Below are 21088 nucleotides of genomic sequence, written 5' to 3' on the forward strand. Positions count from 1 at the left end.
TAATAGGGAGGTGAGAGTATGGCTGTCATTACAAAAATAGAAGTACAAAAGCGATCGAAAGAACGATTTAATATTTATATTGATAAAGGCCAAGGTGAAGAGTACGGGTTTAGTGTGGATCAAGTAATCTTAATGAAACATGGATTACAAAAAGGCTTAGAAATTGATGAAATAGAGTTAGGAAATATTTTGTACAATGAAGAGGTACAAAAAGCATATTTACAAGCAATCTCCTATTTATCCTATCAAATGAGAACAAAACAAGAAATAGAAGATTTTTTACGAAAAAAAGAAGTGGGACAGGCCATCATCTCTGAAGTCGTTTCGAAATTATTACATGACCGATATATTAATGATAAAGAGTACGCGGTTTTATATACGCGAACGCAAAGTAATGTGAATCGAAAAGGTCCAACTGTTATTAAAAGAGAGTTGTTAAATAAAGGTGTTCAGGATTTAATTATTATGCATAGTTTACAAGAATATCCGAAGGAAAAGCAAATTGAGAATGCCTTGTTTCTCATAGAAAAGAAAAAAAAATCTTATCAAAAGCATTCTTTTTTACAAATGAAGCTAAAGTTGGATGAGATGCTTGTTCGAAAAGGGTATTCTAGAGAAGTAATTCAAATTTGTTTGGAAGAATTGAAAGACGAAAGAGATGACGAAAAGCAACAAGAAGCGTTACACTATCATGGGAATAAGTATTATGAGAAATATAAGAAGTATGATGGATGGACATTTGAAAACAAGATGAAACAAGCGTTATATCGAAAAGGATTCTCTATTGATGAGATAGAGATATTTTTACAAATGAAACGTGAAGAGGGATGAGGGGAATAATGAGATGAATATGCCAAAACGCTACAGTGAAATGACACCACATGAGCTTAGAGAAGAAATTGGGGATTTGAAGGAGCAAGCAATAAAGGCTGAACAGCTTGGAATTGTAAATGAGTTCGATGTATTAATGAGAAAGATGGCAATGGCTCGCGCTTATATGACTGATATAAACAAATTCCATATTGGTGAAACATATGAATTAATAGAAGAACCTGGTATATTATTTAAAATTACTTACTTCAATGGGGTATTCGCTTGGGGTTATAAACAAAATGATAATGAAGAGATTGGAATACCAATTTCCTTATTGCAAGAAAAATAAAAACCAGAGAGCAAATATCTCTCTGGTTTTCATCTTTGGTAGGCGTTAAAGGAGATAGGAGATTCTAAAATTGGCGTTTTTTACATTCGTTGGCCAATATAATGAGAGACTGGGTTTGCTGCGTCTGTCCGTTAACTTGCGCTTTCGCATGTTTCGGACGAGTCCACGTATGGTTAAATAATTCAGAACGACTATCTAAACGATCACGGTAGCTCATCTTTATCACCTCGTGTAGGAAGTTAATTTTTTAGGTTGTAACTGTATTACTCTTCCTGCTGATTTGCAGCACGCATACGTTCTTGTGGGTGCGTGTTAATTGTGCCGTTAGGTCGCTTCGAAGCGAAGCGTGATTTCGCTTTCGGCTGACCGTCGATTTTGCTGTTGTTTTTTGACTCAGACCAAAATTCGGCTTGTTTACCCATTGCGAACGCCCTCCTCATCATCAGTTGATACCTCTTTAAGAAGTATCACTTATAGAATGTGCAAAACAGAAGAAACTATCCTTTAGAAATGAAGGGATAAATAGGGAAAAGGAGATTAGAACATGAATGATATTTATGAAGCATTAACGAAAGAATTATTAGATAAGAATGACAAGCTTTCTTACGGACAAGCACGTGCGTGGGTTGAATTACTTTGGGAAGATTTTCAAACAACTTATGCAAAATCAGGGCGTTATCAAGGTGAGGAAATGACTGAGCAAGTGGTACGATCATGGATTAATAATCATGGTGTACGCCTTCATGAAATGCGTACAAATAATCCGAAGTATAGCCATTTAATTAATCAAGAAGATCATTTGAAACATTAAAAAAAGCGACTTAAGTCGCTTTTTTTAATGTGGAAGTAATTCCAGCTTTTTTCGAAGTTTTTCTTCACTAAAAATCCATCCTGTATAGGAACTAATAATATTTAAATTATGGTCGAGCTGAACAATCGCGACAAATGGATAATAATCTTTACTGCGATACCGTAAATCAATGAATCGTACTTCATAATAATGATCATGATCAAAAATATCCCAGCGATATACAGGAGAGAAAGATAGGAAGGCCGAGATGTTTTCATCTTGTTTAGCTGCTCGCATAATATCATTTTCTGGGAACGGTACCCGATCGAATTTGTCATATATCATGATGTTACCACGGTGCCATCTCGCAACGTAGTAATAATCAGCTGTAACGACTGCTAAATGATAATGATAAAATCGGTAAGAAGGAGAAATGATAATCTTTTCGACATTTTTGAAACGTTTGTGTACAACGCTTCTTATATTTCGGTGCATCATAACCCGTCCGATATAGTAAATAATCATTAATATATATGCTGCTAAGGCTGTGTATCCTTTATGAGAACCGACGAGCATGCAAGCAATTGCAAGTATATGGATAAAGAAAATTACGGTATCAAATGTATTAATCACGCCGAGTGCGACCCATTTTTTTGTGAAAGGCCGTAATGCTTGTGTACCATAGGCGTTAAAAATATCGACAAAGACGTGAAGGAAGACTGCAATAAATGACCAAAGTAGTAGATGAAGATATGGAGCGTCTGAAAAGAAGGCGAAAGAGATGCCACTTATAAGAAATGACCAAAGAATTACCGCGGGAATGGAATGAGTAACTCCGCGATGATTTCTTATATATTTAGCGTTATTACGCAATTTTAAAACTGTGTCAATGTCAGGAATGTTGGAACCAGCAATTGTAGCAAGCATAACAGCTTGTGGGCCAATATCACTTTGTGCTATGGCTGGATCTAATGTTGCTAAGCTACCTAAAGTGATACCCATAACAAGGTGAGTGGCTGTGTCCATAAAAATCCACCTCCGTTTTTTATTAATGTAACTCTTTTTATTCGATACCTCAAGTCCTTTGCCTTCAATTTCCTATGTCATCTTACTTAAATTTTTTCCTAAAATCTTTATAATAGTACTTATATGCAAAAAAATGAGGGGGATCAAGTTTGACACTTGAAATACTAAAAAAATTTAATATAGAGCAGTTTCAAAATGATTTAATTGGTTGGTTTGAAGAGGAGCAGCGCGACTTACCATGGAGAAAAAATAAAGATCCATACCGCGTTTGGGTTTCTGAGATTATGTTACAGCAAACAAGAGTAGAAGCCGTAAAACCATATTACGCAAATTTTATGGGGAAGTTTCCTACACTTGAAGCGTTAGCGAACGCAGATGATGAAGAAGTATTAAAAGCATGGGAAGGTTTAGGATATTATTCTAGAGCACGTAATTTACATGCGGCAGTAAAAGAGGTAAAAGAAGTATACGGCGGGGTTGTACCAAGTGATGTAAAGAAAATTGAAAAGTTAAAAGGAGTCGGACCATATACAAAAGGTGCTATTTTAAGTATTGCATATGGTATACCAGAGCCGGCAGTTGATGGAAATGTTATGCGTGTATTATCTCGCATTTTATCAGTATGGGATGATATTGCAAAACCGAAGACTCGAAAAGTTTTTGAAGAGATTGTGCGTGAAATTATTTCAGTAGAAAACCCATCTTATTTTAATCAGGGATTGATGGAATTAGGTGCACTGATTTGTATTCCTAAAAATCCATCGTGCTTACTTTGTCCTGTACGTGAGCATTGCAGAGGATATGCTGAAGGTGTTCAAAAAGAATTACCAGTAAAAAGTAAAGCGAAAGCTCCTAAAATGGTACCTATTGTTGCAGGAGTACTTCAAACTGAAGACGGTCGTTACGTTATTAATAAACGTCCAAGTACAGGTTTGTTAGCTAATATGTGGGAGTTTCCTAATGCTGAACTTGGAGAAGGTATTCGAAATCAGAAGGAACAGCTTATAGATTATATGAAAGAAAAATTTGAACTCGCGGTTTCTATTGATGAATATGCAATGAATGTACAACATACGTTTACACATCGTACTTGGGATATATTTGTATTTTATGGAAAGGTAACTGGCAATATTGTTGATACAGATACATTGAAATTTGTATCGAAAGAAGCATTTGAGCAATTACCTTTTTCGAAATCGCATCGTACTATTTACGAAAATTGCGTGGAGAAAATTACAATACAATAAATAAAAAAGTGTTCCCAATCTAGGGAACACTTTTTTAGTCGTAAGAAATTTTTGTCCCATGAGTCCAACTAGCTTCACCTTCTTGTAAGCCGCCTCTTGATTCAATTTCTACTACAATTTCTTTGTAAATACTTTGACCTTCTGCATTTAAATAAGGCAGAATCTGTTGTAGTGAGTGATGAAAATAAGCTAATTCATCTTCTTTCCATTCATGTTTTGAAACCATTGTTAGTTCAGTCATATCGCGTCCTATATACATATTTCCACCTCCATTTCTTATAGTTTGAATAAGTAACAAAAGATATATGCGGAAATTATTCAAAATAAAATTACGGATAGCCTCTAAGTGAATTGGTTACATTATTGGTTGTGGAGGTGAGAAAGATGAGTAAAAAACAACAAGGTTATAACAAGGCAACTTCTGGTGCTAGCATTCAAAGTACAAATGCTAGTTATGGTACAGAGTTTGCGACTGAAACAAATGTACAAGCAGTAAAACAAGCAAACGCACAATCAGAAGCAAAGAAAGCACAAGCTTCTGGTGCACAAAGTGCAAACGCTAGCTATGGTACAGAATTTGCAACTGAAACAGACGTGCATGCTGTGAAAAAACAAAATGCTAAGTCAGCTGCAAAACAATCACAATCTTCTAGTTCAAACGAGTAATGAAAGAAAAACACTTCTCCAATTCGAGAGAAGTGTTTTCTTTGTGTGTGGATCTTTGTAATGAAAAGAAAATGAACGACATAACTTCTAATAAGTCAACAAATGTAGTCAAAGGAAAAGGAAGTTAACAATTAGAAATATGTAATTAGGAATAATAACTGATGAATAAGTCCAAAGGGGGTAAGTAATGAACGATTTTGATAAGTTGGTAGGGGAGCAATTAGAAACGATGGATGAGTTGTTAAAGTTACAAGCACATCTAGAGAAGTATCAACAAATTGAAATGAATGAAAAAGATATGTGCGATAAAAAGGAACTGCATTTTATCCGTCAGGAAATATATAGAACAGAAGTAGCGTTGAAGATGTTACATGAGAAATTTGAAGAACAAACAAATAGTGTAATCCAATCTTTTGCAACTGAAAAAATGATTTCAAATTTAGGATAAGATATATCATTGTCTCAGGTGAAAAGTCCTTCAAATAGAGAAGGGCTTTTTTTATTACATGTCCTCGTTTATCCCGCTATTTGCCGGGCAATAAGACCCCCACCTCAAAATTCAGCGAAAGCAAAGAAGTTAGGTGGGGGGCGGGCTGCCCGTAAAAGCCCGATTGGTGAGGGCTGATTAAAGTTTCACTTTATAAATAATACAATACAATCCTTGTTTCCTGAGAAGATTGGGGATTATTGTATTCAACGATAAACCTCCTGCATATTCAGTGTGGAAAATAGAGTCTTATCCCTTTAGTTTTAAAATTTTGACAAAAAAGTTATAATAGAAAAAAAGTGAATGCCGTTCAAAGGGCATTTGCAGTTGAAAGAAGGGAGCATATATGGGATTTCCCAAAGAAGGAGAAAAAGTACAAATACATAGTTATAAACATAATGGCTCCATTCATAGAATGTGGGAAGAAACAACAATTTTAAAAGGGACACAGAGTCTTGTGATCGGAGCGAATGATCGTACAGTAGTTACAGAATCAGATGGTCGAACATGGATTACGCGCGAACCAGCAATTTGTTATTTTCATGCTAACTATTGGTTTAATGTGATTGGGATGCTTAGGGAGGATGGCGTATATTATTATTGCAATTTAAGCTCACCTTTTGCGTATGATTCTGAAGCATTAAAGTATATTGATTATGATTTAGATATTAAAGTGTATCCAGATATGACATATACGCTTCTAGATGAAGATGAGTATGAAAAACATAGTCAAATTATGCAGTATCCACCTGTTATAGATACAATTTTAAAACGAAATGTAGCACATTTAACACAGTGGATTCATCAAAGAAAAGGTCCATTCGCACCAGATTTCGTAGATATGTGGTATGAACGATATTTAATGTACAGAAATTAAAACAAACCTGCAGGGAATTTCCCGGCAGGTTTGTCCTATTAGAGGGGGGGATTATGTGCAGGGCATAAAAAGATATTTACAATTTGTTAAACCATATCGATGGCTTATTGCTATTACAATTATTATTGGACTAGTTAAGTTCGGTATTCCACTTATTATGCCGTGGTTATTAAAGTATATTATCGATGATGTAATTCAAGGGGCGGGTTCACTTCAAGATAAAACATCTCAATTAATAACAGCGATTGGAATTGCTTTTTTTATTTTTGCGGTATTAAGACCACCGATTGAATATTATCGTCAATATTTCGCGCAACGTATCGCAAATACAATACTGTATGATTTGCGGAAGCATATTTTCGGTCACTTACAAAAGTTAAGCTTACGTTATTATTCGAATACGAAAACAGGGGAGATTATTTCACGGGTCATCCATGATGTAGAACAAACGAAAGATTTTGTAATTACAGGTTTGATGAACGTCTGGTTAGATACTGCAACAATTGCTATCGCTATCATTGTTATGTTTTCTATGAATATAAAATTAACATTTGTTGCGTTATTGATTTTACCTATTTATGTAATAGCAGTGAAATATTTTTTCGGACGTCTTCGGAAATTGACGAAAGAGCGTTCACAAGCGTTAGCGACGATGCAAGGGTATTTGCATGAACGTATTCAAGGAATGCAAGTGACACGTAGCTTTGCGTTAGAAGAGTATGAGGGGAAGCAGTTTGAAAAAAGAAATAATGAATTTTTAACGAAAGCATTAAACCATACAAGTTGGACGGCGAGAACATTTTCGGCAGTAAATACGTTAACCGATTTAGGTCCGTTACTTGTGATTGGTTTTGCAGCATATGAAGTAATTCAGGGGCAGTTAACGCTAGGGACGATGGTAGCCTTTGTTGGATATATGGATAGTTTATATAGTCCGCTTCGCCGCCTTGTTAATTCATCTACAACATTGACACAATCTTTTGCATCGATGGATCGTGTGTTTGAACTGTTAGATGAAAAATACGATATTGTTAATGTGCCAAATGCGATACAAACGGAAAAATTAAATGGAGAAATTGTATTTGATAATGTTTCTTTTCGTTATAATGCAGATGAAAAAGAGATATTACACAACTTGTCATTAACTATGCAGTCTGGAGAGAAAGTAGCGCTTGTAGGAGCGAGTGGAGGAGGGAAGTCATCTCTTGCTAGTTTGATCCCGCGTTTCTATGATGTTTCTGAAGGCACGGTTTATGTAGATGGCATAGATGTAAGGAAGTATAATATGAGAAATTTACGTAGTAATATTGGAATTGTACTGCAAGATAATTTATTGTTTAGCGATACAATTGAAGCTAATATTTTATATGGAAATCCGAAAGCTACAGAGAAAGAAGTGATTGCAGCTGCCAAAGCTGCGCAAATTCATGATTTTATTATAGATTTACCAGATGGTTATAATACTGTCGTTGGAGAACGTGGTGTGAAGCTATCGGGTGGGCAAAGGCAACGCGTGGCAATTGCACGCGTATTTCTAAAGAATCCGTCGGTACTTATATTGGATGAAGCAACTTCGGCTTTAGATTTAGAAAATGAAAGGTATATTCAAGAGGCGCTTCAGACGTTAGCTGCTGACCGGACAACGATTATAATTGCACATCGATTAGCGACAATTACGCATGTTGATACGATCATTTACATTGAAGACGGTCAGATTAAAGAAACCGGTTCTCATGAAGAGTTAATGCGAAAAAGAGGATTTTATTATAATTTATATCAACTTCAACATATAACAGAAACAGCTCCTTTAGCATAAAAGGAGCTGCTTTTTTATTCGTCTTCTTTTTTATCATCGATTTGGAGTTCTTTTTCTGGTTTATGGTATGTGTAGAAGCTATCTACAAGTAAATCTAAATGCTCTACTTCTTCACTATAGTTAATGATGGAAGAAATAAGAGGGAAGAGATGTAACCATGTTTTATATGCTTCTTCATCGTCCTTGTTTTGATATTCCATAAAGATATCAATTAATTCTTGTTTACCTGTTTCAACTTCATCAAGCATTTCAACTGATTGTTGTTTTTTTGCTTTACCAATGAATTTTAATAAAACTTGTTCATGATAATGCGTTAATGAATCAAGTTCGTTTTGGATAGATTCCTGAAATTCTTCCGGCATGTAGCGTAGTTCATTTTCAGTACGGTGTAATGATTTTAACGTACTTAAAGCACGGCTTGTTGTCGCTAACATTTGTCTGAATAAAACGAGCTTACGAATTTTTGCGAACTTTACTTTTTTCGTGTAGCTTCTTTCTTCTTTATACAGCAAATAGTAATGATTTAGTTTGATCATTTTTTCTTTCATACGATCAATATCAGTTTTTAGCGTTGTAAAATCAGAAGCCTGCCTGCTATTCATTCGAATCCATTTTACAATTTCTTCTGTATTATCAACGATACGATGATAAAGTTTTGTTTCATATTTCGGCGGCATAAATACTAAATTTACAAGTGAAGCCGCAATAATACCAATCATAATTGTCGCAAATCGAAGTAAGGCAAAACTAAAGAAGTCTTCGCCTTGATACTCCATAATGGCGATAACTGTTACTAAAGCAATTGATATTGTGTTTTCTAATCGTAATTGCAGTGTAAGAGCAATTACTAATATACATGTTAATCCAATAATAAAAGGATTATGTCCAAAAGCAGTAGCAAATGCGATAGCAAATATCGCACCGATTACATTTGCTTGAATCTGTTCAAGTGCGGTTAAATAAGAACGGTATACAGACGGTTGAACAGCAAAGATAGCTGAAATTCCCGCAAATACCGGACTCGGTAATTGAAGTAAAATACAAGCAAATAAAGCTAACGTGATGGCAATACCCGTTTTTAAAATGCGAGCACCAAGTTTCATACCCTTAATAAGATCCTTTCTCTTGTCATAATGAATGTACAACATGATACTATACATTCATTACAATATGTTAGCAAGTGATATTTTAGTGACGTTAAAAGAAATTAGTATTCATTTTATCCGGCTAATTGTGAACAGTAAGATTCCCGCCTCTAAATTCAGTAGCTGGATGCCGGTAAACGCTCAATTGCTGTAGGCTAATTAAAGTTTCACTTTATAATTTTTCCTAATTTCTTTTAAACATCAGTTTTTAGTAAAAAGACCTGCTGAATTTCAGCAGGTCTCAAATTGTTACTATAGATTACTATGAGAAGTGTACTTCGTCAATTTTTTCTTAATAATGAAAATTACTCATGTTACTCTGTTGAGATAGATGGATCTGCCTGTTCTTTTTTTGGGATAATTTCAAAAAACTGGTTCTGTATATCATCTAATAATGGGGTTAACAAAGCAACTTCCTCATATTGCTCATGCTCGTTTAGTACACGAATATAGTCTAGCAATAATTCAGTTACATCTTTCAAACCATTTTTACTAATTGATTGTAATGTAACATTTGCCCCTTTTGCAATTCTTCTTTTTAAGGCCTGTTCTGTTAAGCCTAAGTTTGAATCATGACGCAAATAAACAACACCGCCAGTCATGCCAGCGCAAATCCATGGACCAGGGTCACCTAAAACAAGCGCTCGCCCATTTGTCATATATTCAAAAGCAAAACCTTTAATATTGGAGTATGCACCTATATTTCCTTGCTCTTTTTCACGGAGTGGTTTTGTTATTCTACCTCCAATGATCATGTCTGCCCCAGAAAGGCGAATGCCAGCACGAGCATCAGCGTTCCCTTGCACGTATAGTGCCCCTTTTTGTGCCCCATATCCAAATCCTTTTCCGACAGAACCGTTATAATATACTCCGTCTTTTCCTTTTGATTTCGTTATATAAATACCACCACCAAAGGAAGTTTTACCAATGCCATCTTGTGCGCCGCCATTTACGTGTATAAATAAATTTTCACTATTGTAAGCACCTAACCCATTTCCAGGGATAGAACCATTCGTATACTTTAATGTAAGTGGTTCAAGTTGAGTAGCTTCATATAGTTTACTGCGAACGCGATAACATGATTCTAGACCGCCCATAACGCGTTGCTCTACACCAACGCCTACTAATTCTTTTGAGTCAGCGGAATGAACTGTTTTAAATTGTTTTTCTGGTACGTCTTTTGTTGTTGTAACAGATGGATGTTCTATTATTTGTAGTAAATTACATAAGTTTAATAAATTTTCGCCCCGAACTTGCTCTAATAAATCAGAACGCCCGACAATTGCTTGTAAATTTGTATACCCAAGCTGTCCTGTTAATCGTTTTAGTTCTACACCGAAAGAGGTGAATAAATTTAGCAGGCCAGCAACTGCGCTTTCTAATTCGCGTGGGACGAAGCGGCGTAATCCATGTTCTTTTGCCTGTGCTTCAGACTCAATTTGTGTCGCAATTCCAACATGGCAAGTATCTAGATGGCACCCACGGCAAGTAGTACAGCCGATTGCAATCATTGACAGTGTGCCAAATCCAATACGGTTTGCTCCGAGGAGCATGATTTTCAAGGCATCATTTACACTTCGAATACCACCATCTGCCCAAATCTCTACTTTATGTCTCATGCTCGCTTCTAATAAAGCGTTGTGAGCGGCTTTAACACCAATTTCTACAGGAAGACCTACATGTTGCAAGGCGTGAATACGTGCAGCACCTGTTCCACCATCGAATCCGCTAATGTTAATAAAATCAGCACCAGCTTTGGCGATACCGACAGCAATTGTTCCGATATTAGGAACAACAGGGACTTTCACGGCTACTTTGGCAAGTTGATTAGCTGTTTTAATTTCCGTAATCATTTGAGCTAAATCTTCAATTGAATAAATATCATGGTTGTTAGAAGGTGAAATTAAATCTGAGCCGATTGTCGCATTACGTGCTTCAGCGATTTTGGCTGTCACTTTTGAACCAGGTAAATGCCCACCTTCACCAGGCTTTGCGCCTTGACCGATTTTGATTTCAATTAAATTCGATGAGTTTAGTAGTTCGGCATTTACTCCAAATCGCCCAGATGCCACTTGTTGTCCGCGTGTATGTGGGTATTTCCCGATCATATCTTTAATTTCGCCGCCTTCACCGTTCAAGCTAATCATATTTAGCTGATCGGCCGCTTCTGCATATGCGCGAAAGGCAATTTCGTTTTGAGAACCAAATGACATAGAACTAATAATAAATGGTAAATTATGATTTTGAATGCCGATAGATACTTCTTCAGTTGGAACGACATGTTTTGTTTGTTTCGTTTGAACAAGGTGTCTGATTGCGATTGGATTATTCTCTTCTAGTTCACTTAACTTGTCACGGTAGTCATCATAAGGATTTCCTTTTGCAACATCGCCGATTGCTTTCCAAATTCGCGGGAATATATGAAATGATTTTCGCATTCTAATTTTAGGATTGTTATAATCCTCTGCTCGTATTTTTGCATCTTCAGCAAGTGATTCAAGTGAAAAAGCTAAATCATTTGAACCGAAGAAATTTGTGATTTGTAATATATTTGCAATTTCCTCATGTAACCCAATAGATGAATAGAGACGTCCGTAACCACGTAACTCATGAATTCCAATTGTTGAAATGACTTTTTCTAATCCTTTATTAAGTGCATTATACAGATTCGTAATTGGTATTTTTGTTCCATCACTTACAGTCGCGAATAATAAATATGGATTAATACTATCTGCTCCTAATCCATATAGCGTGACAATGTCATGTAAGGAGCGAAGGGCACCAGAACGTATAACGAGAGAACAATTGCGGCGTAATTTATTTTCACTTAATTCTTGATGTACTTTCGCGGTAACTAAATGTGGATCAATCCACAAGCGTTCATTTAGATGGGCTTTTGCGTCATCTAATACTAGTAGGGAAGCACCATTGTTAACAGCAGCTATCGCTTCAGAACTAATGCGGCTTAATGCACATTGCAGGGTTTCTGACGAGCTGAATGTAGCAGAGATTGTGGCAATAGAGTTATGAGTCCTAAATAACGCTGTGAGTTGTTCGTACGTAATTGTGTGTAATTCCTCTGCAATAGGTTGTGCCACGCTGCCTTCTAAAATAATTGGTGAAAGCATTTCAACTACAAATGGCCGTTTTGCGCCGCTTAATAAACTTGGACGCTCTCCAAGTACAGTACGTGTAGAGAAGTGTTCAATTTCACGGTCACGGTCAATTGCTGGGTTTGTAACAACAGCTACACTTTCTTTAATAAAGTCAGCGATATTTCGTCTATCAGTATCAAGTGCGGCAAGTGGTGAGTCATGCCCAAGTGAGCGTATTGGTTCAACACCTTTTGTTGCCATCTGTTCAAGAAGCTGAATATGTTCTCGGTCCCATCCGAAAGCGACGTATTGTTTCGTTTCAACTTGAACAAAATCACATAGCCCTTGGATTTTTTGCGTTTCAGGGATAGATAAATTTAAATGATAATTGGTAGTATCAATTCGCTTTTTAAAACGGTTATATACTTGGATTTGATATTTGTCATATTCATAAAGAACAAGTTCATCTTGTTCATTCCATTTTAATCCGACCTTTTCTCCAGGGGCGAGTGGCTTTGGTTCTGCTACATATTTAGTTGGTGATACAACTCCAGGTTCAGAAGAGAAAATATAAGAGCTTTCTGTCTCTACTTTCCATACTGGGCGTAATCCAAGGGAATCAACGCTGAAAACAGCTTCATCTTTAAAACGGGAAATGATGCCAGCTGGTCCTTGTGCAAAATGTCCCCATGCTTCACGTATATACGTATATAAATCTTGTAAAGGTGTTTCATAAAGTTTAATTTCATTAATAATTGGTGGAAATAGTATTTCCATTGCTTCAAATAAACTGTAGTCGTATTGAACAAGTAGGGTTTCTAAGGTGCGGTTTAAATCTTGAGAGTCACTGCCTCCAGCAGTAAGTGGTACATCAATCATTTCAGCTTGATCGCGTAATTTTGCGATTGTGTTAATTTCACCATTATGTCCGAGAATACTAAATGGTTGTACACGAAAAAAATTAGATAATGTATTAGTAGAGTAGCGGTTATGTCCTAATGTCATAGTTGAAGCGATAAGTGGATGTTGTAAATCATTATAGTAGGCAACAAGTGTATCACCAGCACCTAGAACTTTATATACAACATGATCACGACTTAATGAAGCAACATGAATTGCTTCGTTTTCCTCTATTTTTATTGTGACAGAAAATAATGTTTGCTCAATATTTGTAATTTCATTTTCTGCGATAAGGGCAACTTGCCAAAATAAAGGTTCTTCTTGTTTACCGAGTGGACCGAGCGCATCTGAGTTTGTTACATCATCACTTTCGAAAATGATAGTAAAGTTTTTGTTGTTTAATTGCGTACGAATATAATCTTTTAAGGCAGTAATGTTTTCTTTTTTATTTAGAAAAAAATGTCCAACGATAAAGTGGGGATGATCCACAATCGTTGGATTATATCCACTACTTTTTAGTTTTTCATTCCAAAGCGTTTTTGGTACATCAATGTGAATGCCGATGCCATCGCCCTCGCCATTAATGAAACCAGCTCTATGATTCATTTTGACGAGTGATTGTATGCAAAGGTCAATGTTTTCTTTTGTAGGAATTTTTCGTTTCTCCATAACGGAAACGATTCCACACGCATCATGTTCTGCATTTCTATAATCTCGAAATAAAGACGGTGTCCATGTATTTGTTTTATTGAGCATCCGTCAATCCCCCCTCTTGTAAAAGTTAGAATAATCTTACTATTTAAGGTGTGAATCACCTTGTACACAGAGATAGTAATGATGTAAAAGAATATAAAACAGATAATTATGAATAATTATACTATTAATGTGGGATTTATGAAATAGAAAAAAGGAAAAAAGAAAGATGTGCTTTCTTTTTTCCTTTTAATGACGAGATTATTTGCTATCTGCTAAAGCAGCAAATGCTCTGCCTACAGCTTCAATTGTATATTCAATATCTTCTTTTGTATGTTCTGTCGTTAAGAACCATGCCTCGTATTTTGAAGGTGCTAAGTTAACTCCTTCTTGAAGCATTAGCTTGAAGAATTTACCGAACATTTCACCGTCTGTATCTTGTGCTGCATCGTAATCTTCAATTGTATTTGTTGTGAAGTATACAGTTAAAGCGCCTTTTAGGCGGTTTAATGTAATATCGATATTATGTTTTGCAGCTTGCTCTAAAATTCCTTTTTCAAGCATGGCACCAAGTTCATCTAATTTCTCATAAAGTCCTTCTTGTTGAAGAACTTCTAGACAAGCAATACCAGAGGCCATAGAAGCAGGATTTCCTGCCATTGTACCTGCTTGATATGCAGGGCCAAGCGGAGCAACTTGTTCCATAATTTCTTTCTTACCACCGTAAGCACCGATTGGAAGTCCGCCGCCAATAACTTTACCAAGAGCTGTTAAGTCTGGTGTTACGCCAAGTAAATCTTGAGCACCACCGTACATGAAGCGGAAAGCGGTAATAACTTCATCATAAATTACTAGTGCGCCAGCTTCATGAACAAGTTCATTCACTTTCTCAAGGAATCCAGGTTTTGGCTCTACAATACCGAAGTTTCCAACAATCGGTTCTACAAGAATAGCCGCTACTTCATGTCCCCATTTATCTAACGCTTCTTTTAAAGTTTCTACATTATTAAATGGAACAGTAATAACTTCTTGAGCGATACTTTGTGGTACGCCGGCTGAGTCAGGTGTTCCTAGTGTAGAAGGACCAGATCCAGCTGCTACAAGTACTAAATCAGAATGACCGTGGTAACAACCAGCAAATTTCATGATTTTTGTGCGGCCTGTGTAAGCACGAGCAACACGAATTGTCGTCATTACTGCTTCAGTACCAGAGTTTACAAAGCGTACTTTATCTAAAGCAGGCATTGCCTCTTTTAACATTTTTGCAAATTTTACTTCTAGCGCTGTTGGTGTTCCGTAAAGTACACCATTTTCAGCAGCTGTTGTAATTGCTTTTGTGATGTGCGGGTGAGCATGTCCAGTAATAATAGGACCGTATGCTGCTAAATAATCGATATATTTATTTCCGTCTACATCCCAGAAATAAGCACCTTTTCCACGTTCCATAGCAACAGGAGCGCCACCGCCAACTGCTTTAAAAGAACGAGAAGGACTATTAACGCCGCCAACGATATGTTCTAAAGCTTCTTTATGTAATGCTTCTGATTTTGTGAATTTCACTACCATTCATCTCCTTACAAAAATCTATGTATTATTCTAACATGTTTTTCGAAAAGACGTATTGTTTGTGATAGAGAAGGCAGTTGGGTAAACTATTCGTTGTGACATTTAGGAGGGGGGTCCGATTATGAAATCGGTAATTGAGGTACAAGGGTTACGTAAAGAATTTACAGCCTATTCAAGTCGTCCGGGTTTAAAGGGTGCATTTCGCGATTTATTAAATCGTAATTATAAAATAGTACCAGCAGTAAATGATGTATCTTTTACTGTAAAACAAGGTGAGATGGTTGGTTATATCGGTGAGAACGGTGCTGGTAAATCAACAACAATTAAAATGCTTACGGGGATTTTGACTCCGACATCAGGAGAGATTTTAGTAAATGGGATGAACCCACATAAGCAGAGAGAAGAATTTGTAAGAACCATTGGTGTTGTTTTCGGTCAACGTTCACAACTTTGGTGGGATATTGCTGTACAAGAATCTTTTCGTTTATTAAAAAAAGTGTACGGTGTATCAGACGCTCAGTATAAAGAGCATATGGAACACGTGATTGAAACCTTAGATATTGATCCTTTATTAGATAAGCCAGTTCGAAAGTTATCTCTAGGTCAAAGAATGCGTTGTGAATTAGCGGCAGCATTAATTCATAACCCACCGTTATTATTTTTAGATGAACCAACAATTGGGCTAGATGTACTTGTGAAATTGAAAATACGTGAATTTTTAAAAGAAATGAATGAACGTTATAAAACAACAATTTTATTAACAACCCATGATATTACTGATATTGAAGCATTATGTGAGCGTGTTATCATGCTGGATGAAGGAAATATTATGTATGACGGTTCTTTAAATAATCTTCGTACGCAGTGGGGAGCAGAGAAGGAAATACATTTTCAGTTTATTGCACCAGTTTCCTATCAGGCTTTATCAATGGTTATGCCAGATAGTCATGTCGTTTGGTCGAAAGCGAAAGAGGAAAACGCGTGGGTTGCAAAAATACCGAATGAAGAAGTTATTATTTCAATGCTTATTTCTAAAGTAGTACAAGCCTTTCAAATTAAAGATTTAAAAATTAATGAAGTGTCTACAGAGGAAATTATTCGTAACATTTATGAAGAAGGTATTAAACATGGGTAAGTATATTGAAATGATTCGAATTCGCTTTTTAATGATGCTTGCGTATCGCACAAATTATTATAGCGGGATTTTAATTTATACGATTAATATCGGTGCGTATTATTTTTTATGGCAAGCAATTTATAGCGGAAAAGAGAACATTGAAAGTTTATCTATTTCGCAAATGACTACGTATATCGCAATTGCGTGGATGGCACGTGCCTTTTATTTTAATAATATAGATAGGGAAATTGCGATGGAGATTCAAGAAGGACGTGTAGCGGTAGAACTGATTCGTCCATATAATTATTTAGGGATGAAAGTGATGCAAGGTCTTGGTGAAGGGATATTTCGTTTTGCATTTTTTTCAATTCCAGGTATGGTTATCGTTACGTTATTATTTTCATTGCAAATTACAACGAATTTTCAAACGTGGTTATATTTCTTCTTGTCTCTAATATTTAGTTTTATTATTAATACACAAATTAATTTAATGACGGGAATGCTCACGTTCTTCCTATTTAATAATAGTGGAATTATGTATGCAAAACGCGTTGTTATTGATTTATTTTCTGGTCTATTATTACCGATTAGTTTTTATCCGTTATGGGCCCAAAAGGCAATGATGTTTTTACCGTTTCAAGCCATTAGTTATATTCCGAGTATGATTTTTTCAGAAGGTATACAAGGAAATAAATTGTATGAGGCATTATTATTCCAAGTAATTTGGGCGATTGTCCTTATTATTCCAATTGTACTTATGTGGAGAACGGCGAGAAAACGTCTAATTGTACAAGGGGGATGATGAGATGATATATATAAAACTATTTTTGCAATATGCAAGCCAATATATAAAAACAAAATTGGAGTATCGGGGCGATTTTATCGTTGGATTACTTTCTGATTTATCACTACAGGCTGTTAATTTAATCTTTATTCTAGTTGTGTTTGGGCATACACAAGCATTAAAAGGCTGGAGTAGAGAAGAAGTAATCTTTATTTATGGTTTCTTTTTAGTGCCGTTTGCCATTTTCTCAGCTTTCTTTAACATATGGGACTTTAATGATCGTTACATTATTAAAGGGGAGATGGATCGTATATTAACGAGACCGATTCATAGCTTGTTTCAAATTATATTAGAAAGAATGGAACTTGAGTCTTTAATTGGGGCCATTACAGGAATGATTGTAATGGGATATGCAGCTGTAGAGTTACAATTATCTTTTTACTGGTATGATTTCTTCTTATTTATATTGATGGTAGGAGGAGGCGCACTTGTATATGGAGGGATATTTGTTACGCTTGCGAGCCTTGGTTTTTGGTCAGATGCGAAAAGTTCAATTATGCCCCTTATGTATAACATAGGTAATTACGGGCGCTATCCTGTTAATATTTATAATCGTGTAATTCGTTTCATTTTAACGTTTGTTTTACCGTTTGCGTTTGTTGGAGTATATCCAGCTGCATACTTTTTAAGAAAAACAGAATGGAATAGTTATGCATTCGCGACGCCAATTGTTGGTGTTATCTGTTTTACGATTGCAATCACTCTTTGGAATCAAGGGGTAAAAAGGTACCGTGGTGCTGGGAATTAATTATAGAAGCTTGTTTGTTTCTAAGGGATAAATCCAATGGTCGTCTCATACATATAAAATGAGGTGGAGGACATGTTATGGGGATTTATTCTATTACTTGCAGCAATCGCTATTTTGAAAAGTGTCCAATTATTATGGAGTTCCTATTCAGATTCAACGCGTTTTTTTTCGCTGTATAATTTGGCCACATTATTTTTAATCTATACAACAGTACTGATCGCGTTTGGATTAAGTTACGTTGTATTAGAGGAAATGGGTTTCGCAGTTTTGAAAGAGGACGGAGAAAGTTTGAACGCTCATTCTTTTCAACTCGTTGAAGTTTGTTTATATTTTAGCGCAGTTACTTTATTGTCTGTTGGATATGGTGACATATCTCCGATTGGAATTGGGCGATGGATTGCAATTGCAGAAGCGCTAATTGGATATACACTCCCTTTTGCTTTTGTGATGAGGTCTGTAATAGACAATGAAAAATAAGGAAGCATTTGTTATAGTAAAGGAAAAGAGTAGGAGTGATAACTATGATTACAGTAGGAGAAATGGCACCAGAATTCACATTAGAGGGAAGTAACGGAGAAGAAGTTAGCCTAGCTGATTTCCGCGGTAAAAATGTAGTTCTCTATTTTTACCCGAAAGATATGACGCCAGGATGTACAACTGAAGCATGTGATTTTCGTGATGCGTATGGAGTATTTCAAGAGAAGGATACGGTTATTCTTGGAGTAAGTCCTGATTCAGCGAATAGACATTTGAAATTCATTGAGAAACATGAATTGCCATTTACACTTTTAGTAGATGAAGATCATAAAGTAGCAGAGTTATATGATGTTTGGAAGCTGAAAAAGAACTTTGGGAAAGAGTATATGGGAATCGAGCGTTCTACATTCCTTATTAATAAAGACGGTGAACTTGTAAAAGAGTGGCGTAAAGTGAAAGTGAAAGGACATGTTGAGGATGTTCTTTCTTATATAAAATAAATCTATAGTGGAGATAAAATATGCAGAAACAAGGCAAGTGTCTATACATATTTTACTGCCTTACATAAAGTGGAAGTGTAGGGCATACCTCCTCAGATGATAGTATTCCAAGTGCGATTATGTCGCACTTTTTTCTATGTAATATATGAAGAAAAAGGGAAAGATACATAAAAACAAGCTCTGAATATAAAAATAAACCACATACTTATAGTAGAAATATTGACGATTTATAAGAAAAGGAGTACACTCTTTATAAGAATTATAAAATAATAATCCGTATAGAATCGGGGTGCATGACGGTGGTCAAAGAAGAATTAAAAGAAGCGCTAGAAATGCTGAAAAATACGGGTGTACGCATTACTCCACAGCGTCATGCTATTTTAGAGTACCTTGTGGAATCAATGACGCACCCAACAGCGGATGACATTTATAAAGCATTAGAAGGTAAGTTTCCAAATATGAGTGTTGCAACTGTCTATAATAACTTACGTGTATTTAAAGAGGTTGGACTTGTAAAGGAATTAACTTATGGAGACGCTTCAAGTAGATTTGATTATGTTACAAGTCAACATTATCATGTGATTTGTGAAAAATGTGGTAAGATTGTTGATTTTCCTTATGGAGGTTTGGAACAACTTGAAGAGGAAGCTGCAAAAACGACAGGCTTCGTTATTAATAGTCATCGCTTAGAAATTTATGGCGTTTGTCCAGAGTGTCATAAGGCGTAATATATAATAAAGAAAGAGGCTGACGGCTATACGTCAGCCTCTTTCTTTATTATATAAGGATTAGCGTGAGGTTAATCGGGATTTACAGTGCTAAGTTAGTAAGAAGGGTTAGATAAAAGTTTGTCGAATTTACTTTGTATTGGTGGAAATGAATTCTTGGAGGGGACATTTTGAAGAAATATGAGATTAAAAGTGACATTCCAACATTGGAAGAATATAAATATTTATGTGATTCTGTGGGATGGACTAATTATATGAACTTTGAGGTGGCGGAAATATCACTTCAAAATTCGATTTACTGTATAACAGTCAAGGATAATAATCAAATCATCGGCATGGGGAGAATTGTTGGTGATGGGGCTATCTATTTCTATATTCAAGATATAGTGGTTCATCCAGAGTATCAAAAGAATGGTATTGGAAAGAAAATAATGAATACTTTAGTAGAATACTTAAATCAGAATGCTCCAGATAAAGCATTCATTGGTTTGTTTGCGTCGCAAGGTAAAACGTCATTCTACGAAAAATATGATTTTAAAGATTATTCGCCTAACATGACAGGGATGTTTACTGTTATTTCGAAAAAATAGGTGTAATAAATTTAATAAAACAATTAAAAAGTTGATTTCTTAAGAAATCAACTTTTTAATGAGTTGAAACGTTTGTAGTGTTGCAAACTCGTATTTCCCTTGATACTTATGATTTATAACTCTTCTTATTATACTTTTCATCAAATTCTTTTCCTTCTAGATCTCGATCTAGTGTTAAAGGTTGATTGCAGTGCATACATGCATCGACACGGCCGAGCATTTTTGTTGGCTTATCACAGCTTGGACAAATAATTTGGATAGTCTTAGTAGATAACATACCAATCCAAAAGTAAACGACAGTGCTAGCGATAACAGCTAAAAAGCCAACCATCATAAACGTTGTCATAACAATAATGTTTTCGCGGAAAAAGACACCTAAGTATGCAATGAAGAGGCCGATAAATACTAAACTTAATGCAAAGGTCCGGATTTTATTGATTTTGTTTGAATACTTAATGCTCATTCTCACCACACTCCTATAATAATAATATAACATAAAATTTAGAATTTTCACTCTCGTGTAAATTGATAAAGGGATAAGATATGAAATGGATAGGAGGGGAGCGATGAAGAATGAATGGGTGCTATAATGATTTTTACAGCAATTTTTAAGT

General features: G+C 35.8%; 23 protein-coding genes. 15 read left to right on the plus strand and 8 right to left on the minus strand.

Annotated elements, in window-relative coordinates:
- Window positions 1–18: 18 nt before the first annotated feature.
- Window positions 19–831 (plus strand): recombination regulator RecX, encoded by an 813-nt coding sequence (gene recX / locus AC0ONG_RS01100; protein WP_000268512.1) that lies wholly within the window; start codon window positions 19–21, stop codon window positions 829–831.
- A 13-nt stretch (window positions 832–844) separates the two neighbouring features.
- A complete protein-coding gene (locus tag AC0ONG_RS01105; RefSeq protein WP_001057028.1) occupies window positions 845–1162 on the plus strand; it encodes a YfhH family protein in 318 nt (105 codons plus the stop codon).
- Window positions 1163–1226: 64 nt separating this feature from the next.
- On the opposite strand, the gene AC0ONG_RS01110 is transcribed toward AC0ONG_RS01105, so the two are convergent.
- Window positions 1227–1379, minus strand: coding sequence for a YpzG family protein (locus AC0ONG_RS01110; RefSeq protein WP_000122093.1), 153 nt, complete (start codon window positions 1377–1379; stop codon window positions 1227–1229).
- 46 nt (window positions 1380–1425) lie between these two features.
- Window positions 1426–1584, minus strand: a complete 159-nt coding sequence (locus tag AC0ONG_RS01115; protein ID WP_000517891.1) for a small, acid-soluble spore protein K — start codon at window positions 1582–1584, stop codon at window positions 1426–1428.
- A gap of 122 nt (window positions 1585–1706) precedes the next feature.
- Between AC0ONG_RS01115 and AC0ONG_RS01120 the strand changes: the two genes are divergently transcribed.
- A complete protein-coding gene (locus AC0ONG_RS01120) occupies window positions 1707–1973 on the plus strand; it encodes a YfhJ family protein (protein WP_000998159.1) in 267 nt (88 codons plus the stop codon).
- 24 nt (window positions 1974–1997) lie between these two features.
- Here AC0ONG_RS01120 and AC0ONG_RS01125 read toward each other — a convergent pair whose 3' ends face one another.
- A complete protein-coding gene (locus tag AC0ONG_RS01125; RefSeq protein ID WP_000379114.1) occupies window positions 1998–2978 on the minus strand; it encodes a metal-dependent hydrolase in 981 nt (326 codons plus the stop codon).
- Window positions 2979–3127: 149 nt separating this feature from the next.
- On the opposite strand from AC0ONG_RS01125, the gene mutY reads away from it, so the two are divergent.
- On the plus strand, window positions 3128–4225 hold the full coding sequence (gene mutY, locus AC0ONG_RS01130) for an A/G-specific adenine glycosylase (protein WP_000171380.1): 1098 nt from the start codon (window positions 3128–3130) through the stop codon (window positions 4223–4225).
- 34 nt (window positions 4226–4259) lie between these two features.
- Here mutY and AC0ONG_RS01135 read toward each other — a convergent pair whose 3' ends face one another.
- On the minus strand, window positions 4260–4484 hold the full coding sequence (locus tag AC0ONG_RS01135) for a hypothetical protein (protein ID WP_000275441.1): 225 nt from the start codon (window positions 4482–4484) through the stop codon (window positions 4260–4262).
- Between the two features lie 125 nt (window positions 4485–4609).
- Here AC0ONG_RS01135 and AC0ONG_RS01140 point away from each other — a divergent pair, with 125 nt between their 5' ends.
- From AC0ONG_RS01140 to AC0ONG_RS01155, 4 genes are all read left to right on the plus strand, one after another.
- The gene (locus AC0ONG_RS01140) at window positions 4610–4891 is read left to right on the plus strand and encodes a gamma-type small acid-soluble spore protein (RefSeq protein ID WP_000039034.1); all 282 of its coding nucleotides are present in this window, start codon (window positions 4610–4612) and stop codon (window positions 4889–4891) included.
- Window positions 4892–5078: 187 nt separating this feature from the next.
- The gene (locus AC0ONG_RS01145) at window positions 5079–5339 is read left to right on the plus strand and encodes a YgaB family protein (protein ID WP_000997574.1); all 261 of its coding nucleotides are present in this window, start codon (window positions 5079–5081) and stop codon (window positions 5337–5339) included.
- A 385-nt stretch (window positions 5340–5724) separates the two neighbouring features.
- Window positions 5725–6255: a nucleoside tri-diphosphate phosphatase gene (ntdP, locus tag AC0ONG_RS01150; protein ID WP_000506625.1), complete on the plus strand. Its 531-nt coding sequence runs from the start codon at window positions 5725–5727 to the stop codon at window positions 6253–6255.
- Between the two features lie 55 nt (window positions 6256–6310).
- Complete coding sequence (locus AC0ONG_RS01155) at window positions 6311–8071, plus strand: ABC transporter ATP-binding protein (protein ID WP_001161591.1); 1761 nt, start codon at window positions 6311–6313, stop codon at window positions 8069–8071.
- A gap of 14 nt (window positions 8072–8085) precedes the next feature.
- Here the strand turns inward: AC0ONG_RS01155 and AC0ONG_RS01160 are convergent, their stop codons facing one another.
- The 3 genes from AC0ONG_RS01160 to hemL all read right to left on the minus strand — a co-directional run bounded on the left by AC0ONG_RS01160 (window position 8086) and on the right by hemL (window position 15470).
- Window positions 8086–9174, minus strand: a complete 1089-nt coding sequence (locus AC0ONG_RS01160) for an aromatic acid exporter family protein (protein WP_000765787.1) — start codon at window positions 9172–9174, stop codon at window positions 8086–8088.
- Between the two features lie 356 nt (window positions 9175–9530).
- Window positions 9531–13967 (minus strand): glutamate synthase-related protein, encoded by a 4437-nt coding sequence (locus tag AC0ONG_RS01165; protein WP_098437571.1) that lies wholly within the window; start codon window positions 13965–13967, stop codon window positions 9531–9533.
- 198 nt (window positions 13968–14165) lie between these two features.
- Window positions 14166–15470, minus strand: coding sequence for a glutamate-1-semialdehyde-2,1-aminomutase (gene hemL, locus AC0ONG_RS01170; RefSeq protein WP_000260533.1), 1305 nt, complete (start codon window positions 15468–15470; stop codon window positions 14166–14168).
- A gap of 121 nt (window positions 15471–15591) precedes the next feature.
- Between hemL and AC0ONG_RS01175 the strand changes: the two genes are divergently transcribed.
- The 7 genes from AC0ONG_RS01175 (at window position 15592) to AC0ONG_RS01205 (ending at window position 20474) form a co-directional block, all read left to right on the plus strand.
- Window positions 15592–16605 carry an ABC transporter ATP-binding protein gene (locus AC0ONG_RS01175; RefSeq protein WP_474203507.1) on the plus strand — a complete coding sequence of 338 codons (1014 nt, stop codon included), beginning with the start codon at window positions 15592–15594 and terminating at the stop codon, window positions 16603–16605.
- Complete coding sequence (locus tag AC0ONG_RS01180; protein ID WP_000521515.1) at window positions 16598–17389, plus strand: ABC transporter permease; 792 nt, start codon at window positions 16598–16600, stop codon at window positions 17387–17389. Before AC0ONG_RS01175 ends, AC0ONG_RS01180 begins: the two co-directional genes overlap by 8 nt.
- Before the next feature lie 4 nt (window positions 17390–17393).
- Complete coding sequence (locus AC0ONG_RS01185) at window positions 17394–18179, plus strand: ABC transporter permease (protein WP_000639350.1); 786 nt, start codon at window positions 17394–17396, stop codon at window positions 18177–18179.
- Between the two features lie 72 nt (window positions 18180–18251).
- The gene (locus AC0ONG_RS01190) at window positions 18252–18656 is read left to right on the plus strand and encodes a potassium channel family protein (RefSeq protein ID WP_000964360.1); all 405 of its coding nucleotides are present in this window, start codon (window positions 18252–18254) and stop codon (window positions 18654–18656) included.
- Window positions 18657–18700: 44 nt separating this feature from the next.
- On the plus strand, window positions 18701–19156 hold the full coding sequence (bcp, locus tag AC0ONG_RS01195; protein ID WP_000633712.1) for a thioredoxin-dependent thiol peroxidase: 456 nt from the start codon (window positions 18701–18703) through the stop codon (window positions 19154–19156).
- A 299-nt stretch (window positions 19157–19455) separates the two neighbouring features.
- Window positions 19456–19884: a peroxide-responsive transcriptional repressor PerR gene (gene perR, locus AC0ONG_RS01200; protein ID WP_000237831.1), complete on the plus strand. Its 429-nt coding sequence runs from the start codon at window positions 19456–19458 to the stop codon at window positions 19882–19884.
- A 170-nt stretch (window positions 19885–20054) separates the two neighbouring features.
- Window positions 20055–20474, plus strand: coding sequence for a GNAT family N-acetyltransferase (locus AC0ONG_RS01205; protein WP_000759743.1), 420 nt, complete (start codon window positions 20055–20057; stop codon window positions 20472–20474).
- A gap of 106 nt (window positions 20475–20580) precedes the next feature.
- Here the strand turns inward: AC0ONG_RS01205 and AC0ONG_RS01210 are convergent, their stop codons facing one another.
- Window positions 20581–20937, minus strand: a complete 357-nt coding sequence (locus AC0ONG_RS01210) for a YgzB family protein (protein WP_000025067.1) — start codon at window positions 20935–20937, stop codon at window positions 20581–20583.
- Between the last annotated feature and the right edge of the window lie 151 nt (window positions 20938–21088).

It is taken from the genome of Bacillus sp. TCT6 (assembly GCF_056033845.1).